Annotated in this window: 14 protein-coding genes and 1 tRNA gene; 6 read left to right on the top strand and 9 right to left on the bottom strand. The window is 68.7% G+C overall.

Going from position 1 to position 14,998, the window contains the following annotated elements; genetic code table 11:
* Nucleotides 1-24: 24 nt before the first annotated feature.
* Nucleotides 25-1,140, bottom strand: coding sequence for a hypothetical protein (locus AWU67_RS11110; RefSeq protein ID WP_067228895.1), 1,116 nt, complete (start codon nucleotides 1,138-1,140; stop codon nucleotides 25-27).
* Nucleotides 1,141-1,231: 91 nt separating this feature from the next.
* Here AWU67_RS11110 and AWU67_RS11105 point away from each other — a divergent pair, with 91 nt between their 5' ends.
* Nucleotides 1,232-2,386 carry an AI-2E family transporter gene (locus AWU67_RS11105; RefSeq protein WP_082716937.1) on the top strand — a complete coding sequence of 385 codons (1,155 nt, stop codon included), beginning with the start codon at nucleotides 1,232-1,234 and terminating at the stop codon, nucleotides 2,384-2,386.
* A gap of 24 nt (nucleotides 2,387-2,410) precedes the next feature.
* Here AWU67_RS11105 and AWU67_RS11100 read toward each other — a convergent pair whose 3' ends face one another.
* Nucleotides 2,411-2,992, bottom strand: a complete 582-nt coding sequence (locus AWU67_RS11100) for a TetR/AcrR family transcriptional regulator (protein WP_067228891.1) — start codon at nucleotides 2,990-2,992, stop codon at nucleotides 2,411-2,413.
* 74 nt (nucleotides 2,993-3,066) lie between these two features.
* On the opposite strand from AWU67_RS11100, the gene AWU67_RS11095 reads away from it, so the two are divergent.
* Nucleotides 3,067-3,906 (top strand): SDR family oxidoreductase, encoded by an 840-nt coding sequence (locus tag AWU67_RS11095; RefSeq protein ID WP_067228888.1) that lies wholly within the window; start codon nucleotides 3,067-3,069, stop codon nucleotides 3,904-3,906.
* A gap of 103 nt (nucleotides 3,907-4,009) precedes the next feature.
* On the opposite strand, the gene AWU67_RS11090 is transcribed toward AWU67_RS11095, so the two are convergent.
* Nucleotides 4,010-4,085: transfer RNA gene (locus AWU67_RS11090), tRNA-Lys, on the bottom strand.
* A gap of 109 nt (nucleotides 4,086-4,194) precedes the next feature.
* On the opposite strand from AWU67_RS11090, the gene AWU67_RS11085 reads away from it, so the two are divergent.
* The 4 genes from AWU67_RS11085 to AWU67_RS11070 all read left to right on the top strand — a co-directional run bounded on the left by AWU67_RS11085 (nucleotide 4,195) and on the right by AWU67_RS11070 (nucleotide 7,474).
* On the top strand, nucleotides 4,195-4,824 hold the full coding sequence (locus tag AWU67_RS11085) for a DNA-directed RNA polymerase subunit beta (protein WP_067228886.1): 630 nt from the start codon (nucleotides 4,195-4,197) through the stop codon (nucleotides 4,822-4,824).
* A 282-nt stretch (nucleotides 4,825-5,106) separates the two neighbouring features.
* Entirely contained in the window at nucleotides 5,107-5,700 is a 594-nt protein-coding gene (sigK, locus tag AWU67_RS11080; RefSeq protein ID WP_067228884.1) for an ECF RNA polymerase sigma factor SigK, read from the top strand.
* Entirely contained in the window at nucleotides 5,697-6,524 is an 828-nt protein-coding gene (locus tag AWU67_RS11075; protein ID WP_067228881.1) for an anti-sigma factor, read from the top strand. The genes sigK and AWU67_RS11075 overlap by 4 nt, the downstream gene beginning before the upstream one ends.
* A 56-nt stretch (nucleotides 6,525-6,580) precedes the next feature.
* Nucleotides 6,581-7,474, top strand: coding sequence for an aminodeoxychorismate lyase (locus AWU67_RS11070; RefSeq protein WP_067228879.1), 894 nt, complete (start codon nucleotides 6,581-6,583; stop codon nucleotides 7,472-7,474).
* Between the two features lie 12 nt (nucleotides 7,475-7,486).
* Here the strand turns inward: AWU67_RS11070 and pstB are convergent, their stop codons facing one another.
* From pstB to AWU67_RS11040, 6 genes are all read right to left on the bottom strand, one after another.
* Nucleotides 7,487-8,266, bottom strand: coding sequence for a phosphate ABC transporter ATP-binding protein PstB (pstB, locus tag AWU67_RS11065; RefSeq protein ID WP_067228877.1), 780 nt, complete (start codon nucleotides 8,264-8,266; stop codon nucleotides 7,487-7,489).
* A 36-nt stretch (nucleotides 8,267-8,302) separates the two neighbouring features.
* Complete coding sequence (gene pstA, locus AWU67_RS11060) at nucleotides 8,303-9,385, bottom strand: phosphate ABC transporter permease PstA (protein WP_067228874.1); 1,083 nt, start codon at nucleotides 9,383-9,385, stop codon at nucleotides 8,303-8,305.
* Nucleotides 9,385-10,326: a phosphate ABC transporter permease subunit PstC gene (pstC, locus tag AWU67_RS11055; protein WP_067228871.1), complete on the bottom strand. Its 942-nt coding sequence runs from the start codon at nucleotides 10,324-10,326 to the stop codon at nucleotides 9,385-9,387. Before pstC ends, pstA begins: the two co-directional genes overlap by 1 nt.
* Nucleotides 10,327-10,447: 121 nt before the next feature.
* The gene (gene pstS, locus AWU67_RS11050) at nucleotides 10,448-11,548 is read right to left on the bottom strand and encodes a phosphate ABC transporter substrate-binding protein PstS (RefSeq protein WP_067228868.1); all 1,101 of its coding nucleotides are present in this window, start codon (nucleotides 11,546-11,548) and stop codon (nucleotides 10,448-10,450) included.
* A gap of 300 nt (nucleotides 11,549-11,848) precedes the next feature.
* On the bottom strand, nucleotides 11,849-12,784 hold the full coding sequence (locus AWU67_RS11045) for an NUDIX hydrolase (RefSeq protein WP_082716936.1): 936 nt from the start codon (nucleotides 12,782-12,784) through the stop codon (nucleotides 11,849-11,851).
* Nucleotides 12,781-14,952, bottom strand: coding sequence for an RNA degradosome polyphosphate kinase (locus AWU67_RS11040; RefSeq protein ID WP_067228866.1), 2,172 nt, complete (start codon nucleotides 14,950-14,952; stop codon nucleotides 12,781-12,783). Before AWU67_RS11040 ends, AWU67_RS11045 begins: the two co-directional genes overlap by 4 nt.
* Nucleotides 14,953-14,998 lie beyond the last annotated feature (46 nt).

The following is a 14,998-nucleotide window of genomic DNA, read 5'->3' as shown; positions in this document are numbered from 1 at the left end:
TCAGGGCTTCGGTCGCACGCTCCCTCAGTCGACGGAGGAAGCCGCGGCGATGATGTCGTGGTGCAGGCGCAGCAGGGGAGCGGTGCGCTCGGCCGGGCCGCGGCCGAAACCGCACTCGGTGCCGATGCCGAACTCGGTGAGGCCGGCAGAGGCCAACACCGGCCGCGCGGCGGCGATGCGCCGCGTCGCGCCCTCGACGCCGTCCTCGTGGTGCACCAGGCCGAGGAATAGCTTTGTCTCTGGGTGCAGCGCCAGCTCGGCCAGCGGAGCGAAGTAGGCGGCATCGTCACGCTCGATCGGAACCGGCAGGTGCACCCAATTCACCGGGCGCTCGATCCCGGCGGCCAGGGCCGAGGCCGTCGCGACGAGGTTGGCCGAGTCTGCGGGCTCGACGAAGTGCTTCTCTGCGACGTCGCCGTAGCAGAGGTGGAAGCCGAGCTCGACGGCATCCGGGATCGTCGTGGCCACGGCGGCAGCCATCGCGGCGGCGGCGGAGATGATCTCGGCGGTCGGAACGCTCTGCTCGGCGCTGGCACCGGCGAACCAAGCGACACGCGAGGTGCCGCCGAGCGCGACCTGCTCGATGAATGCGAACTCGGTGGCCATGTCGATCTGGATGGCGAGGTCGGCGGCGGGGATCGCCGCGGTGATCTCGGCGATCTCGCGCACGATGGCGGCGGCGTAGGCGGGGTAGACGGCGGGCTGGTCGGTGTCAACGACGAATGCCGACAGCGCCGCGAGCGGGCTGGGCACGCTCACCTGGAAACGGGTGCCCGGGGCGATCACGCCGGAGTCGCGGAGTGCGACGAACTCGCTGAAGCTGGCGATGGCGGCGTCCGCATAGCCCAGCGGGTCGAAGCTCAGCTGCTCGGCGGCCACGCTGCCGTCGAGCGTCAGCGGGCGCCGGTCGAAGCCACCCACCATGATCGGGTCGCCGGCCGTGCGCACCAGGCCGTCGACGGCCGCAAAAACCGCGCCCTGGAACATGATCCAGTGAAAGCGCTCGCCCACCTCGCCATCGGGGATGCGTGCGACGTCGGAACCGAGGTTCTCGGCGACGATGCGCAGGGTGGCCGCCGCGGTGGGCTGGTTGATCGAACCGACGAGGTGGGCGCCGTTCACGGCGGGAAGAGCAGTCATGCCGCAAGCCTATTCGCGCTGAACGCCATGTGACGGTGTAAGGATAAGGGGGCGGGCGAGAGCGAACGATCGCCAGCAGAGGAGGATCCTGATGCGCAAGCGCACCGTCACCGAGACCCATGCCGTGGCCAGCAGCGTGCCCGTGCGCGGTCTGCCGACCCCGCCACCGCGGTTCAACGCGTTCATGATCGGCCTAGTCGGCACGTTGGGTGTGCTGCTCGCGCTGCTCATCGGCGTCGTGATCGGCCAACTCTCCACAGTGCTGGTCTACATCGGGCTCGCGCTGTTCCTCGCTCTCGGCCTCGACCCGGTGGTCTCCCTCCTCGAGCGCAAGCTGCCTCGCCCCGGCGCCATCGCGATCGTGGTCGGCGTCGTGCTGCTGGCCTTCGCGGGGATTATTCTGGCGATCGTGCCCGTGCTCGTCGAGCAGACCACCAATCTGATCAACGACCTGCCGAACATGATCAAGAACCTGACCGCGGCCGGCTGGTACCAAGACATCCAGGCGCAGTTCGGCTCGACGGTGGAAGACGCCCTCAACAGCGCGCTGCACTTCCTCCAGGACCCGGGCAACCTCGCCTCCATCGGCGGCGGCATCGTGGCCGTCGGCGCCGGGGTCGCCGGTGGCATCACCGGCGTCGTGATCGTGTTGATCCTCACCCTGTACTTCCTCGCCGCGCTGCCGTCGATGAAGAAGCTGGCCGCCCGTTTCGTCCCGGCCTACCAGCGTGATGGCTTCACCGAGATCACCAACGATGTGGCCGGTGCCGTCGGCCGCTATGTGATCGGGCAGTTCAGCCTCGCCCTGATCAACGGTGTGCTGAGCCTCATCTTCTTGACGATCATCGGCGCACCGCTGCCGGCCCTGCTGGCCCTGATCGCGTTCATCGGGTCGCTGATCCCGATGGTGGGCACGCTGCTCGCCGCCATCCTGATCTCGCTGATCTGCTTCCTCGCGTCGCCGTTGACGGCGTTGGTCGCGGCGATCTACTACCTGATCTACATGCAGGTAGAGGCCTATGTGCTGAGCCCGCGCATCATGAACAAGGCGGTGGCCGTGCCCGGCGCGATCGTCGTGATCGCGGCCGTCGCCGGCGGAACGATCGGCGGCGTGCTCGGCGCCCTCGTGGCCATTCCGGTGGCGGCATCGGGCATGATCATCATCCAGAAGGTCGTGTTCCCGGCGCAGGACCGCAAGATCATCGACCCGGTTCTCGCGGCCGAGGTCCCGCCCGTAGCGCCGTAGGCGCTGGCCAGCCGGGGCGTCGGTTCAGACGCGCCCCGGCAGGACTCCGAGCAGGGTCACGGCCAACCGGTCGCCGTAGTCGGGCGGCGAGTCCTGTCGGGTGAGCACCCGATACAGCAGAGCTCCGATCAGGGCATCGGCCGCGACCTCCGCGTCGATGTCGGGGCGCAGGCTGCCGCGCTGCACCCCCTCGGCGATGGAGGCCATCAGGACGTCGTGGGTCGGGCCGGTCATCCGCGTGTAGAGCGCCTGGGAGGCGGACGGGTCGTCCGCCGCGGCCGCAGCGAGTGCCCGGATCAGTGCCGCATTCTCGGGGGCGACCAGCGATGCGCCCATCGCGTTCAGGATGCCGGCGATGGAACCACCCGCCGCATCCACGCCGCCCGGCAGGATGATCACGCCGTCGAGCACCGCCTCGGCGACGATGGCCGACTTGGCACCCCACCAGCGGTAGACGGTCTGACGGCTAACGCCGGCGGCGCTGGCGATGCCCTCAATCGTCAGGCGGTCGTACCCGACGGAGTGCAGCAGGTCGCGCGTGGCCTCGAGGGTGGCGCGGCGCGAGTGCTCGCTGCGGGGGCGCCCGCGGGGGCTTGGTTCGGTCACTTACTCAGCGTAGCGAGCGGGTATAGGCTCGCAACATAATGAGACAGATTGTCTCGGAAATGGGAGAGTGCGTCATGTCGAACAGCGTCTTGGTGGTCATTGGCGTCGGCGGAATGGGCGAGGCCATCGCCCGCCGTGTGGGAGCGGGGCACACCGTGCTGCTGGCCGATTTCAACGAAGAGCTGCTGGAACGCGTCGCCACCGGCTTGCGCGGCGACGGATTCGAGGTGGCCACCCAGATCGTCGACGTCTCCTCACACGAGTCCGTCACGGCGCTCGCCGATGCGGCGGCCGCGCTCGGCCCCGTGCGCCAGGTCGTGCACACCGCCGGCCTCTCTCCCGTGCAGGCGCCGACGGATGCCGTGCTCCGTGTCGACCTGGCGGGCTTCGCGTTCAGCCTCGACGAGTTTGCCCGGGTGATCGCGCCGGGCGGGGCCGGCGTCTACATCGCCAGCATGGCCGGCAGCTTCGCCGCGGGCCACTTCCCGGCCGAGCTCGAGACCGCATTGGCATCCACGCCCAGTGACCAGCTGCTCTCGCTCCCGTTCCTCGCAGACGGCGCGCTCCCGAATGCGGGCGCCGCCTACAGCATTGCGAAGCGGGGCAACCAGCTGCGCGTGCAGACCGCCAGCCTCGCCTGGGGCAAGCGGGGCGCACGCGTCAACACGATCAGCCCCGGCGTGATCTCGACCCCGATGGGCCAGCAAGAGCTCGCCGGCGAGTCCGGTGCGTCGATGCGCGCCATGGTCGAGGGCTCGGCCACCGGGCGGCTCGGCACTCCGAACGACATCGCGAACGCGGCGGCGTTCCTGCTCAGCACGGATGCGTCCTTCATCTCCGGCACCGACCTGCTGGTCGACGGCGGAACCGTCGCCGCCGTCCGCTCCGGCGCGGTCACATTGCCGGGCGCCTAGCCGACGCGCGCAGCCGCGCATGCCACGAGGCGTGCGCGGCTGCGCTCATCGAGCGAGCGAGCGGGCATCCGCCGAGGCAGGCAGCGGAACACATGCTGCGATATGGTGCCCCACAGGGACTCGAACCCTGGACCCACAGATTAAAAGTCTGTTGCTCTAACCAACTGAGCTATAGGGGCACGTACCAATGTACAGGCTGAACGCACAGAGTTTTCGCGCGTAACGTTGCAGGGGCACGCGCGTCGCCAGATCCGGCCGCCGCGCAGCCCGGAATCGTGAGGAGACGAGATGGCCGAGCACATCCACAAGCCGACGAAGTTTCCGAACCGGATCTTCGAGGCGTTTCAGGGCGGAGAGGACCCCGCCACGATCAGCCGTGTCGCCCACGAGACGGCACACGCGCTGTTGTCGAGGGTGCGAGCCGACCCCGACCCGGTCGTCGTCGAGCGCCTGGTCGCATACACCGACGAGAACGGCATCGACGCCGTCGCCGAGCTGTGGTCGCGCGCGACCCCGCGCAGCCTGCCCGGCGCGCTCTGGCGCATCTACCTGCTGCGGCTGCTGATCCGGCAAGACCCGACCGGCACGAGCTTCCTGTTCCAGCGCGGGGTCGAAGTGGCGCGCACCATCGACCCGGTCATCGCCGGGGCCGCCCAGCCGACCGGGCCGGAGGAGATCATCGTGCTCGCCGACGCGATCCTGCGCGGCATCTTCAGCGGGGACTTCGCCGTCGCGCTGGAGCGGGCCGGCGCGTTCTGCCGGGTCATGTCGACCGGCGCGACCAGCCTGGCCGACGACGCGGATGCCGCAGAGCCAGAGCGGGCCAGCGAGCTGACCCGGCGGGGCCTGCGCTTCGCCGAGATGGGCGCCGAGCTGAACGCCTGCGCCCGGCTGTGGCGCACCGACTCCCTGGACTAGCGACACCGCTCAGCGTCGCCCGCCGGCCTCAGCGGCGCGGCATCCGGCCCCTCAAACTGGATTACAATAGATGTCGGTCGGGCCGCAGTAACCCCGGGCTCCAAAATTAGCCGCCACGAGCGGCCTCGCGCCGAGAGGCGTTCTGCGGCCCGGCCTCTTCTTGTCTCCGGCGCGCCGACGATCGCGCGTGCCGTGACGGCATCTGGCGACACTCAGGGCTTTCGCGGCAATCCAATTCGCCCGCCGCGCCGAACCAGATGCGTGACAAGGGAGGAAGCTGACATGCTGGGTGTCGTGAGCGAGATCCCCGTGTCGCAGAGTTCGCCGGCCAATGCCGAGCTGACTTCGGTGCTCGAGCGGGTTGCCGAGGGCGACCAGCTCGCCTTCGGCGAACTCTATGACCTCACCTCGGCGCGTATCTTCGGGCTGGTGCGCCGGTTGCTGGTTGACCACGCACAGTCGGAGGAGGTCACCCAGGAGGTGTACCTGGAGATTTGGCAGACCGCGACACGGTTCGACGCCGAGCGCGGCGGAGCGATGTCATGGATGATGACGATGGCGCACCGGCGGGCCGTCGACAGAATTCGGGCGTCGCAGGCTGGGCGCGACCGCGACCAGCGCATCGGACGGCGTGACATCACCGTCGACTACGACGACGTCGCGGAAAAGGCAGAGATCACGATCGAGCATGAGAGGGTGGCGAGGGCGATGACCCGGTTGACCGAGCTGCAACGCGAGGCCGTGAGCCTGGCGTACTACGGCGGGCTCTCCCACAGCGAGCTCGCGAGCTTCCTCGAGGTGCCTCTCGGCACCGTCAAGACCCGACTGCGTGACGGAATGATCCGGCTCAGGGACGAGCTGGGGGTGACCTCGTGACCGACCGCGACGAACAGCTCAGCCGGGCGGCATCCGAAGCCTTGCACGCCTTCGACGGCGAGCAGCGGCCCGGCGCCGGCCCCACGGAATTCGATGTGACGGCGACCGAACTCGGCCTCGCCGCGACGCCGGTGCAGCCGCCAGCTTCCCTGCGCGACGAGCTGATGGCCAAGATCGCGCTGACCCCGCAGCTGCCGAAGATCGAGAGCCGCGCGGATGCCGTGACGGCGGTGACCCCGATCGCCACCCTGCCCGCGACAAGCGTGATGCCCGTGAGCAGCAGTGCAACTAGCGCAGGCGACACCGCTGCAGAGGAACCCGTCCACCCTGCTCCAGGGCCCGCCGAGCGGCGGGCGACTGCACGTTGGCGGCGGCCCGTCGGCGTGCTGCTGGCCGTGGCCGCGGCAGCCGCGTTCTTCTTCGGCGGGCTCGCCATCGGGCAGCTCGACGGCTCGACCCCCGCGCCCGGGCAGACCCAGGCAGAGCAACTGGCCGACATTGCCGCCGCCCCTGACTCGCAGCGGGCAAGCGCTGAGGTCGCCGGCGGCGGAACGGCGACCCTGGTCTGGTCCGGCGAACTCGGCCGCTCTGCGTTGCTGGCCGATGGACTGGCGCCGCTGCCGCAGGGCCAGACCTACCAGCTCTGGTACATCGGTGCAGAGGGTCCGGTCTCGGCCGGAACCTTTGAGGCGAGCAGCGCGGGCATCACCTGGCATGTGCTCGAGGGGCAGATGAGCGCGGGAGACGCGGTCGGCGTCACGGTCGAGCCGAGCGGCGGCTCCACGCAGCCCACAACCAGCCCGATCGTGCAGATCGCAAGTTAGCCCACAATCGGCGCCCCCGGCTGACGGCCGGCGACCGGGCGGCGTAGCATCGGAGCATGACACTGCCGTTCACGCTCCTGATCACGCCGCTGGCCGCCGATGCCCCCGACGACGGCTCCTGGTTCGCCGGGACGTTCACGGAGGTGGACGCGTCCGAGCCCGCCCTGCGGGTCAGCGAGCTCAGCACGCAGCGCGGGGACGGCGTGTTCGAGACGCTCGCGGTGGTCAACGGGCACGCACAGGAGGTGCAGCCACACCTGGCCCGGCTGGCCCGTTCGGCCGAGATCTGCGACCTGCCCGCGCCGAACCTGGCGCAGTGGTCGGCGGCGGTCTCGACGGCCGTGCAGGCCATCCCCGATCACGGCGAGCTGGCGATCAAGCTGGTGCTCAGCCGCGGCGTCGAGAACGGCCCGAGCCCGACCGCCTGGCTGCACGCCAGCGCGGCCCGCGATTTCGGGCCGGTGCGGCAGAGCGGCGTGCGCGTGGTCACCCTCGACCGCGGCTACGACCGGGGCGTGGCCGAGCGCGCGCCCTGGCTGCTGCTCGGCGCCAAGACGCTCAGCTACGCCGTGAACATGGCCGCGCTGCGCGAGGCGCACCGCCGCGGCGCCGACGACACGATCTTCGTCAGCAGTGACGGCTACGTGATGGAGGGGCCGACGTCATCCGTCATCATCCGGCACGGCGACATGTTCTCCACGCCAGCCCCGAGCGGCGCGATCCTGCACGGCACCACCCAGACGAGCCTGTTCGAGTACCTGGAGCGGCACGGTCACGCCGTCAGCTACCGCGACATCAGCGTCGAGGAGCTGCGCAATGCGGATGCCGCCTGGCTGGTCTCCAGCGTGCGGCTGGCCGTGGCCATCACCGAGCTGGACGGCGCCCAGGTGCCCGTCGACGCCCCACTCACCCAGCTGTTCACCGAGTACCTGCTCTCGCCCAGGGACTGAGCACGGCGCCGATCAACCGAAGCGGCCGGAGACGTAGTCCTCTGTGGCCTGAACGCTGGGGTTCGAGAAGATCGACGTGGTGTCGTTGTACTCGATGAGCTTGCCCGGCTTGCCGGTGCCCGCGATGTTGAAGAAGGCGGTGCGGTCGGAGACGCGCGACGCCTGCTGCATGTTGTGGGTGACGATCACGATCGTGTAGTCCTGCTTGAGCTCTTCGATCAGGTCTTCGATGGCGAGCGTCGAGATCGGGTCGAGGGCGGAGCACGGCTCGTCCATCAGCAGCACGTCGGGCTCGACGGCGATGGCGCGGGCGATGCAGAGACGCTGCTGCTGGCCGCCGGAGAGCCCGGAACCGGGCTGGTTCAGGCGGTCCTTGACCTCGTTCCAGAGGTTGGCGCCGCGCAGTGAGCGCTCGATGAGGTCATCGGCGTCGCTCTTGCTCATCCGGCTGTTGTTGAGCTTCTTGCCGGCCAGCACGTTGTCGCCGATCGACATCGTCGGGAACGGGTTCGGCCGCTGGAACACCATGCCGACCTGGCGGCGCACCAGCACGGGGTCGACGCCCGGACCGTAGAGGTTGTTGCCGTCGATGAGCACCTCACCCTCGACGCGGGCTCCGGGGATCACCTCGTGCATGCGGTTCAGCGTGCGCAGGAACGTCGACTTGCCGCATCCGGACGGGCCGATGAAGGCCGTCACGGTGCGTGGCTCGATGGTGAGGGTGACGTCTTCGACGGCGAGGAACTTGCTGTAGTAGACGTTGAGGTCGTTGACTTCGATGCGCTTGGACATGGATTCCTTGGATGCTTGGGGCGACGGGAGCGGGGGCTAGCGCGCGATCTTCGGTGTGAAGAATTTGGCGATGAGGCGGGCGACGATGTTGAGCAGGGCGACAATGAGGATCAGGGTGAGTGCTCCGGCCCAGGCGCGGTCGATGTAGGCCTGCATGTCGGAGCCCTGGTTCATGTACTGCGTGTACACGAACACGGGCAGGGTCATCATGCGCTCGCTGAACAGGTCGTAGTTCATGCTCGAGGTGAAGCCGGCGATGATCAGCAGCGGGGCCGTCTCGCCGATCACGCGGGCGATCGAGAGCATGATTCCGGTGATGATGCCGGCGATGGATGTCGGCAGCACCACCTTCAGCACGGTCAGCCACTTCGGCACGCCCAGGGCGAAGGCGGCCTCGCGCAGCTCGTTCGGCACCAGCTTGAGCATCTCCTCGCTGGAGCGCACCACGACCGGGATCATGAGCACGCTGAGGGCGACGGCGCCGCCGATGCCGAATCGGATGCCGGGGTCGTTCGTGATCAGGGCGAACAGCGCGAACGCGAACAGGCCGGCGACGATCGAGGGGATGCCGGTCATCACATCGACGAAGAACGTGATGCCGCGGGCGAGGCTGCCGCGGCCGTACTCGACGAGGTAGATCGCGGTGAGCAGGCCGATCGGCACCGAGATCACCGCGGCCGCCCCGGTGATGAGCAGGGTTCCGACGATGGCGTGCAGCGCGCCGCCGCCCGGGCCGACGACGTTGCGCATCGAGTTCGAGAAGAACTCGATGTCGAAGCGCGGCAGCCCGTTGACGATCGTGGTGAACGTCACCGAGATCAGCGGCAGCAGCGCGATCGTGAAGGCGAGTGAGACGAGCGCGGTGACGAGACGGTCCTTGGCCTTGCGCGGCCCCTCAACGGCGCGTGAGACGCTCCAGATCAGCAGGCAGAACAGCACGACGCCGAAGAAGACGGCGCCGACGATGTTGTACCCGGCGGTGATCCCGGCGGCGTACAGCACGCCGAAGACGGAGCCGCTGACAGCCAGGCTGGTGAGCAGCAACCAGAGGCTCGCCCGCCGCGGCAGCATGCCTGCGGTCAGCGAGTTGGTGATGGGGGCGGCGGTGAGGGTGGTCATCAGTTCGCTCCCGAGAAGGCCTTGCGGCGGTTGATGATGAAGCGGGCGACCATGTTGACGGCCAGCGTGATCAGGAACAGGATCAGGCCGGTCGCGATCAGGATGTTCACGCCGACGCCGTGCGCCTCGGGGAAGTTCAGGGCGATGTTGGCGGCGATCGTTGAGGGGTTCTGCGACTGCAGCAGGGCGAAGCTGATCACGGATGCCGGCGAGAGCACCATGGCGACGGCCATCGTCTCGCCCAGCGCCCGGCCGAGGCCGAGCATGGCGGCCGAGATGATGCCGGGGCGGCCGAACGGCAGCACAGCCATGGTGATCATTTCCCAGCGGGTCGCGCCGAGGGCCAGAGCGGCCTCCTCGTGCAGGCGCGGCGTCTGCAGGAACACCTCACGGCAGAGAGCCGTCATGATCGGCAGGATCATGACGGCGAGCACCACGGCGACGGTGAGGATGGTGCGGCCGGTACCGGAGACCGGACCGGCGAAGAGCGGGAACCAGCCGAACCACTCGACCAGTTGGGCGTAGAACGGCTGTACGGCCGGGGCGAGAACTGTGATGCCCCAGAGGCCGAACACGACGGAGGGCACGGCGGCCAGCAGGTCGACAACGTAGCCGAGGCTCTGCGCGAGCTTGCGCGGCGCGTAGTGCGAGATGAAGAGGGCGATGCCGATCGCGACGGGCACGGCCATCAGCAGCGCGAGCGCGGCGGCCCAGACGGTACCGAAGGCCAGCGGCCAGACGTACGTCCAGAAGTTGGTGACGTCGCCCTTGAACGCGGACGAGTCGGCGGTGAAGGCCGGCAGCGACTGGGCGACGAGGAAGATCGCGACCGCGGCGAGGACGACCAGGATCAGGCTTCCCGCCACCACCGTTGCGGTGGAGAAGATCCGGTCACCGGGGCGCTGTTTGGCCTTGATCGGCGGGGCGACTGCTGTCGTCATGCGGGTTGGATCCCTCTGCTTCGTGGTCGGGGCGGGTGTCTGGGGGAGGAAGCCGTGTGCCCGGCCGGATCAGCGTGGCGCTGACCCGGCCGGGCAACCGGCATCCGGCTACAGGGTGGAGCTACTTGATGGAGGCGACCACGGCGGCAACCTTGGACTGCAGGTCGGCGGAGAGCGGGGCGGCACCGGCCGAGGCCGCTGCCTCCTTCTGGCCCTCAGCGCTGGCCATGAAGCCGACGTAGCTCTTGACGAGCTCGCCCTGCTTGGCGTCGATGTAGTCGGTGCAGACGATCGCGTAGCTGACCAGGACCAGCGGGTAGTGCGTCGGGTCGGTGGTCTTGCGATTCAGCGCGATCGCGAGGTCGTCGGCCGCACGGCCCTCGACCAGCGGCGACTCGGCGACGACGGCGGCTGCTGCCTCGGCCGTGTACTTGACGAACTCGTCGCCGACCTTGATCTTGGCGACACCGAGGTCACCGGCGCGCGATGCGTCGGCGTAGCCGATGGTTCCGACGCCGGTGGTGACGGCGGAGACGACACCCGAGGTGCCCTGGGCGCCCTCACCGGTCTGGAACGGGAAGGTGTCGGCCGGCTTCTCGGTCCAGACATCCGGTGCGACCTGGTTGAGGTAGTCGGCGAAGTTCTTGGTGGTGCCCGAGTCGTCGGAGCGGTGCACGGCGGTGATGTTGGTGGCCGGCAGCTTGGCGTCGGGGTTCAGGGCGACGATGGCCGGGTCGTTCCAGACGGTGATGTCGCCCTTGAAGATCTTGGCGAGGGTCGGGGCGTCGAGGTTGAGGTCCTTGACACCTTCGAGGTTGAAGATCACCGCGATCGGGGAGATGTACACCGGAAGGTCGACGGCGCTGGTGCCGGGGGCGCACAGCGCGAACGTGCCGGCGAGCTCCTCGTCCTTGAGGTAGGAGTCGGAACCGGCGAATGCGGCGCCGCCGGCGAAGAAGCTCTCGCGGCCCGCACCGGAACCGGTGGGGTCGTAGTTGATGGTGACATCCGGGTTCGCGGTCTGGAACGAGGCGGTCCAGGTCTCCTGTGCGCTGCCCTGCGACGAAGCGCCGGCAGCGTTGAGCGTGCCGGAGAGCGTGACAGGCGTCTCTGTGGGGGTGTCGGCGGCGGGGGCGGTGCCCTCGTTCGCGGCGCAGGAGGAAAGTGCGAGTGCAGCGGCAACAGCTACGACCGCAGGGCGGCCGAAACGCTTGATGTTCACGAGAATCCCTTTCAGGGGGTTTGGATTGCTTGACACAGGCCGGTGCTGGCCCGAGACGAAGCTAAGCTCCTCGGTTAACGAGCATCCCCCGGTTGGTGAACACGAGGTAAACGGGTGGCGACATGTGCACCCTCGGATGTCGATTCTCGGCTATCTCGCAGCTGTCGGCCGGGGCCGCAGAACCGTTGGTCGAGTAGCGAGGAACGAGCGTATCGAGACCTCGCACGCGGAACAGTCCCGCCCTGTCAGGGTCTCGATACGGCCCTGGCGGGCCTACTGGACCAGCGGGGGCGCGGTGGGCTAGACCCGGGGGGAGTGCGTCTCGATCGCGATGATGCCGGAGCTGGGGTTGCTGCGGGAGAGGTGCACGATCGAGAAGGCCCCGGTCTCCAGCGCCGCGGCATCCGAGAGGTACGAGCCCTGCGTGGTGCCGGTGGCCAGCGCGATCTCGCGCAGGATGTCGGGCAGCACCGGGCCGTGGCTGCACAGCACAGCCGTCTTGCGGGCGCGCACACGCTTTCCGACGACGGCGCGCACGTCGCTGGTGCCGTCCTCCCAGGCGTCCTGACTGATCAGATCGGTGCGGCGGATCTCCTGGCCGAGGGCGACGGCCAGCGGGGTCACCGTGGTGACGCAGCGGGTGGCCGTGCTCGACACGATGCGGCGCGGGTTCCACGCGGCGAGCGTCGGCACGTTGCCGGCCGCCTGCTGCACTCCGCGCTCGGTCAGCGGGCGGGTGGCGTCCGGGCCGTCCCAGGCCGAGGGCTGCACGGCCTTGCCATGCCGGAGCGCGATGAGCGCGAACGTCGAGGTGACGCCGGCATCCACCAGAGCGGCGAAGTGCTCGAGAATCTCGACGTCGGTCGGGTAGCTGAGGTAGCTGCGGGCCCGCTTGATGGTGACCCACTCCAGCGCCGCGACCTCGCCGTTGGGCACGAAGGTCGAGCGGCGGATGGCCTCGTCGCTGACCTCGGCGGCCCAGTAGTGCACGATCTTCTCGCGGCCGTTGCCGAGCGGGTAGTTGGCGATGCCGACCGGCACGCCGAGGGCGATTGCGAGGCCGGTCTCCTCGAGGATCTCGCGCACCGCGGTCTGCGGCAGCGTCTCGCCGGGGTCGACCTTGCCCTTGGGGATGGTCACATCGCCGTGCACGGTGCGGTGGATGACGAGCACCATCATCTTGCCGTCGACGATGCGCCAACAGACGGCACCTGCCGCATAGATCGCAGTGGTCACCGGCGGCCCCCTGGGCGCTTCCTCTGGGCGATTTGTTGCATCAACCTATTCTGCATGTCGTCGAGCGGATGCCCCGCATCGTCCAGGTGGTGTCTGGTCCATTCGCCGTCAGCCCCGAGCGACCATGCACTCGTCCGCGGGTTGAACGCGCGCTCGAACAGCCCGTCGATCTGTGCCAGGTGCTCCGGCGCGACCAGGCGCACCAGCGCCTCGACGCGGCGGTCGAGGTTGCGGTGCATCATGTCGGCGCTGCCGATGTAGACCTGCGGGTCGTCGTCGTTGCGGAAGCTGAAGATGCGGGAGTGCTCCAGGTAGCGGCCGAGGATCGAGCGCACCCGGATGTTCTCGCTCATGCCCTCGACGCCGGGCTTCAGGCTGCAGATGCCGCGCACCCAGATGTCGACGGGCACGCCGGCGTTGCTGGCCCGGTAGAGGGCGTCGATGATGGCCTCGTCGACCATCGAGTTGACCTTGATCCGGATGCCGGCAGGGCGCCCGGCCAGCGCGTTCGCCGTCTCATCATCGATCCGCTTCAGCAGCCCCTTGCGCAGGTGCAGTGGCGCGACGAGCAGGCGCTTGAACTTCTTCTCGATCGCGTAGCCGCTCAGCTCGTTGAACAGACGGGTCAGGTCTTTGCCGACCTGGTCGTCGGCGGTGAACAGGCCGAGGTCCTCGTAGATGCGGCTCGTCTTCGGGTTGTAGTTTCCGGTGCCGATGTGGCTGTAGTGACGCAGCTCGCCGCGTTCTTGGCGGATCACGAGCGCCAGCTTGCAGTGCGTCTTCAGCCCGACCAGGCCGTAGACGACGTGCACGCCAGCCTTCTCAAGCTTGCGCGCCCAACTGATGTTGGCCTGCTCGTCGAAGCGGGCCATGATCTCGACGAGGGCGAGCACCTGCTTGCCGGATTCGGCGGCGTCGATGAGCGCCTCCACGATCGGGCTGTCGCCAGAGGTGCGGTAGAGCGTCTGCTTGATGGCGAGCACGTCGGGGTCGGCGGCGGCCTGCTCGATGAAGGCCTGCACGCTGGTGGCGAAGGACTCGTAGGGGTGGTGCACGAGGATGTCGGCGCGTGAGATGGAGGCGAAGACATCCGGCTTCGCGTTGGGCTCGTTCGGCTGCAGCTGCACGCTCGTCGTCGGCACGTGCTTGGGGAAGCGCAGGTCGGGGCGGTCGATCCGGCCGAGGTCGAACAGTCCGCCGAGGTCCAGCGGCGACGGCAGCCGGTACACCTCCTGCTCGCTGACATCGAGTTCGCGCACGAGCAGGCCGAGCGTCACCTCGTCCATGTCGTCGGTGACCTCGAGCCGGATCGGCGGGCCGAAGCGGCGCCGCAGCAGCTCCTTCTCGAGCGCCTGGATCAGGTTCTCGGTCTCGTCCTCGTCGACGACGACGTCTTCGTTGCGGGTGACCCGGAAGACGTGGTGGGCGACGATCTCCATGCCGGGGAACAGATCGCCCAGGTGGTTGGCGATCAGGTCCTCGAGCGTGATGAAGCGCTGGCGGCCGGGCTCCGTCGAGCTGATCTCGAGGAAGCGCGGCAGCATCTGGGGCACCTTGAGGCGAGCGAACTCCTGCTTGCCCGTGCGGGTGTTGCGCACCCGCACAGAGAGGTTGAGTGAGAGCCCAGAGATGTAGGGGAAGGGGTGGGCCGGGTCGACGGCGAGCGGCATCAGAACGGGGAAGATCTGCCGCGAGAAGTAGTCGTGCAGGCGCTCCTGCTCTGCCTCGTCCAGCGACTCCCAGCGGGCGATGTCGATGCCGGCATCCGCCAGCGCCGGGCTGACCATGTTCTGGTAGACGGCGGCGTGGCGCTCCTGCAGCTCGTGGGCGCGCCGCGAGATGTCGTCGAGCACGTCGTGCGGGGCACGGCCGATGTTGCTCGGCAGGGCGAGGCCGGTCAGGATGCGGCGCTTCAGGCCGGCGACCCGCACCATGAAGAACTCGTCGAGGTTGCTGGCGAAGATGGCCAGGAAGTTGGTGCGCTCCAACAGCGGCGTCGCCGGGTCTTCGGCGAGTTCGAGCACGCGCTGGTTGAAGGCGAGCCAGCTCAGCTCCCGGTCGAGGAAGCGCTCCTCGGGCAGGTCGGCGTCGCCGGCCGTGTCGAAGGGCTCAAAGTCGTCGTCGAAGTCGCGGCCGAGGCCGGAGTCCAGCAGGTTGTCGACATCCATCTGAATAGCATGGCACGCCACTCCGTCTGCATGGTGGCGTGGAGAC

The sequence above is a fragment of the Microterricola viridarii genome, assembly GCF_001542775.1.
Lineage (GTDB): Bacteria > Actinomycetota > Actinomycetes > Actinomycetales > Microbacteriaceae > Microterricola > Microterricola viridarii_A.
Note: the sequence above shows the minus strand (reverse complement) of the source record. Positions and strands in the feature narration are given on the sequence as shown.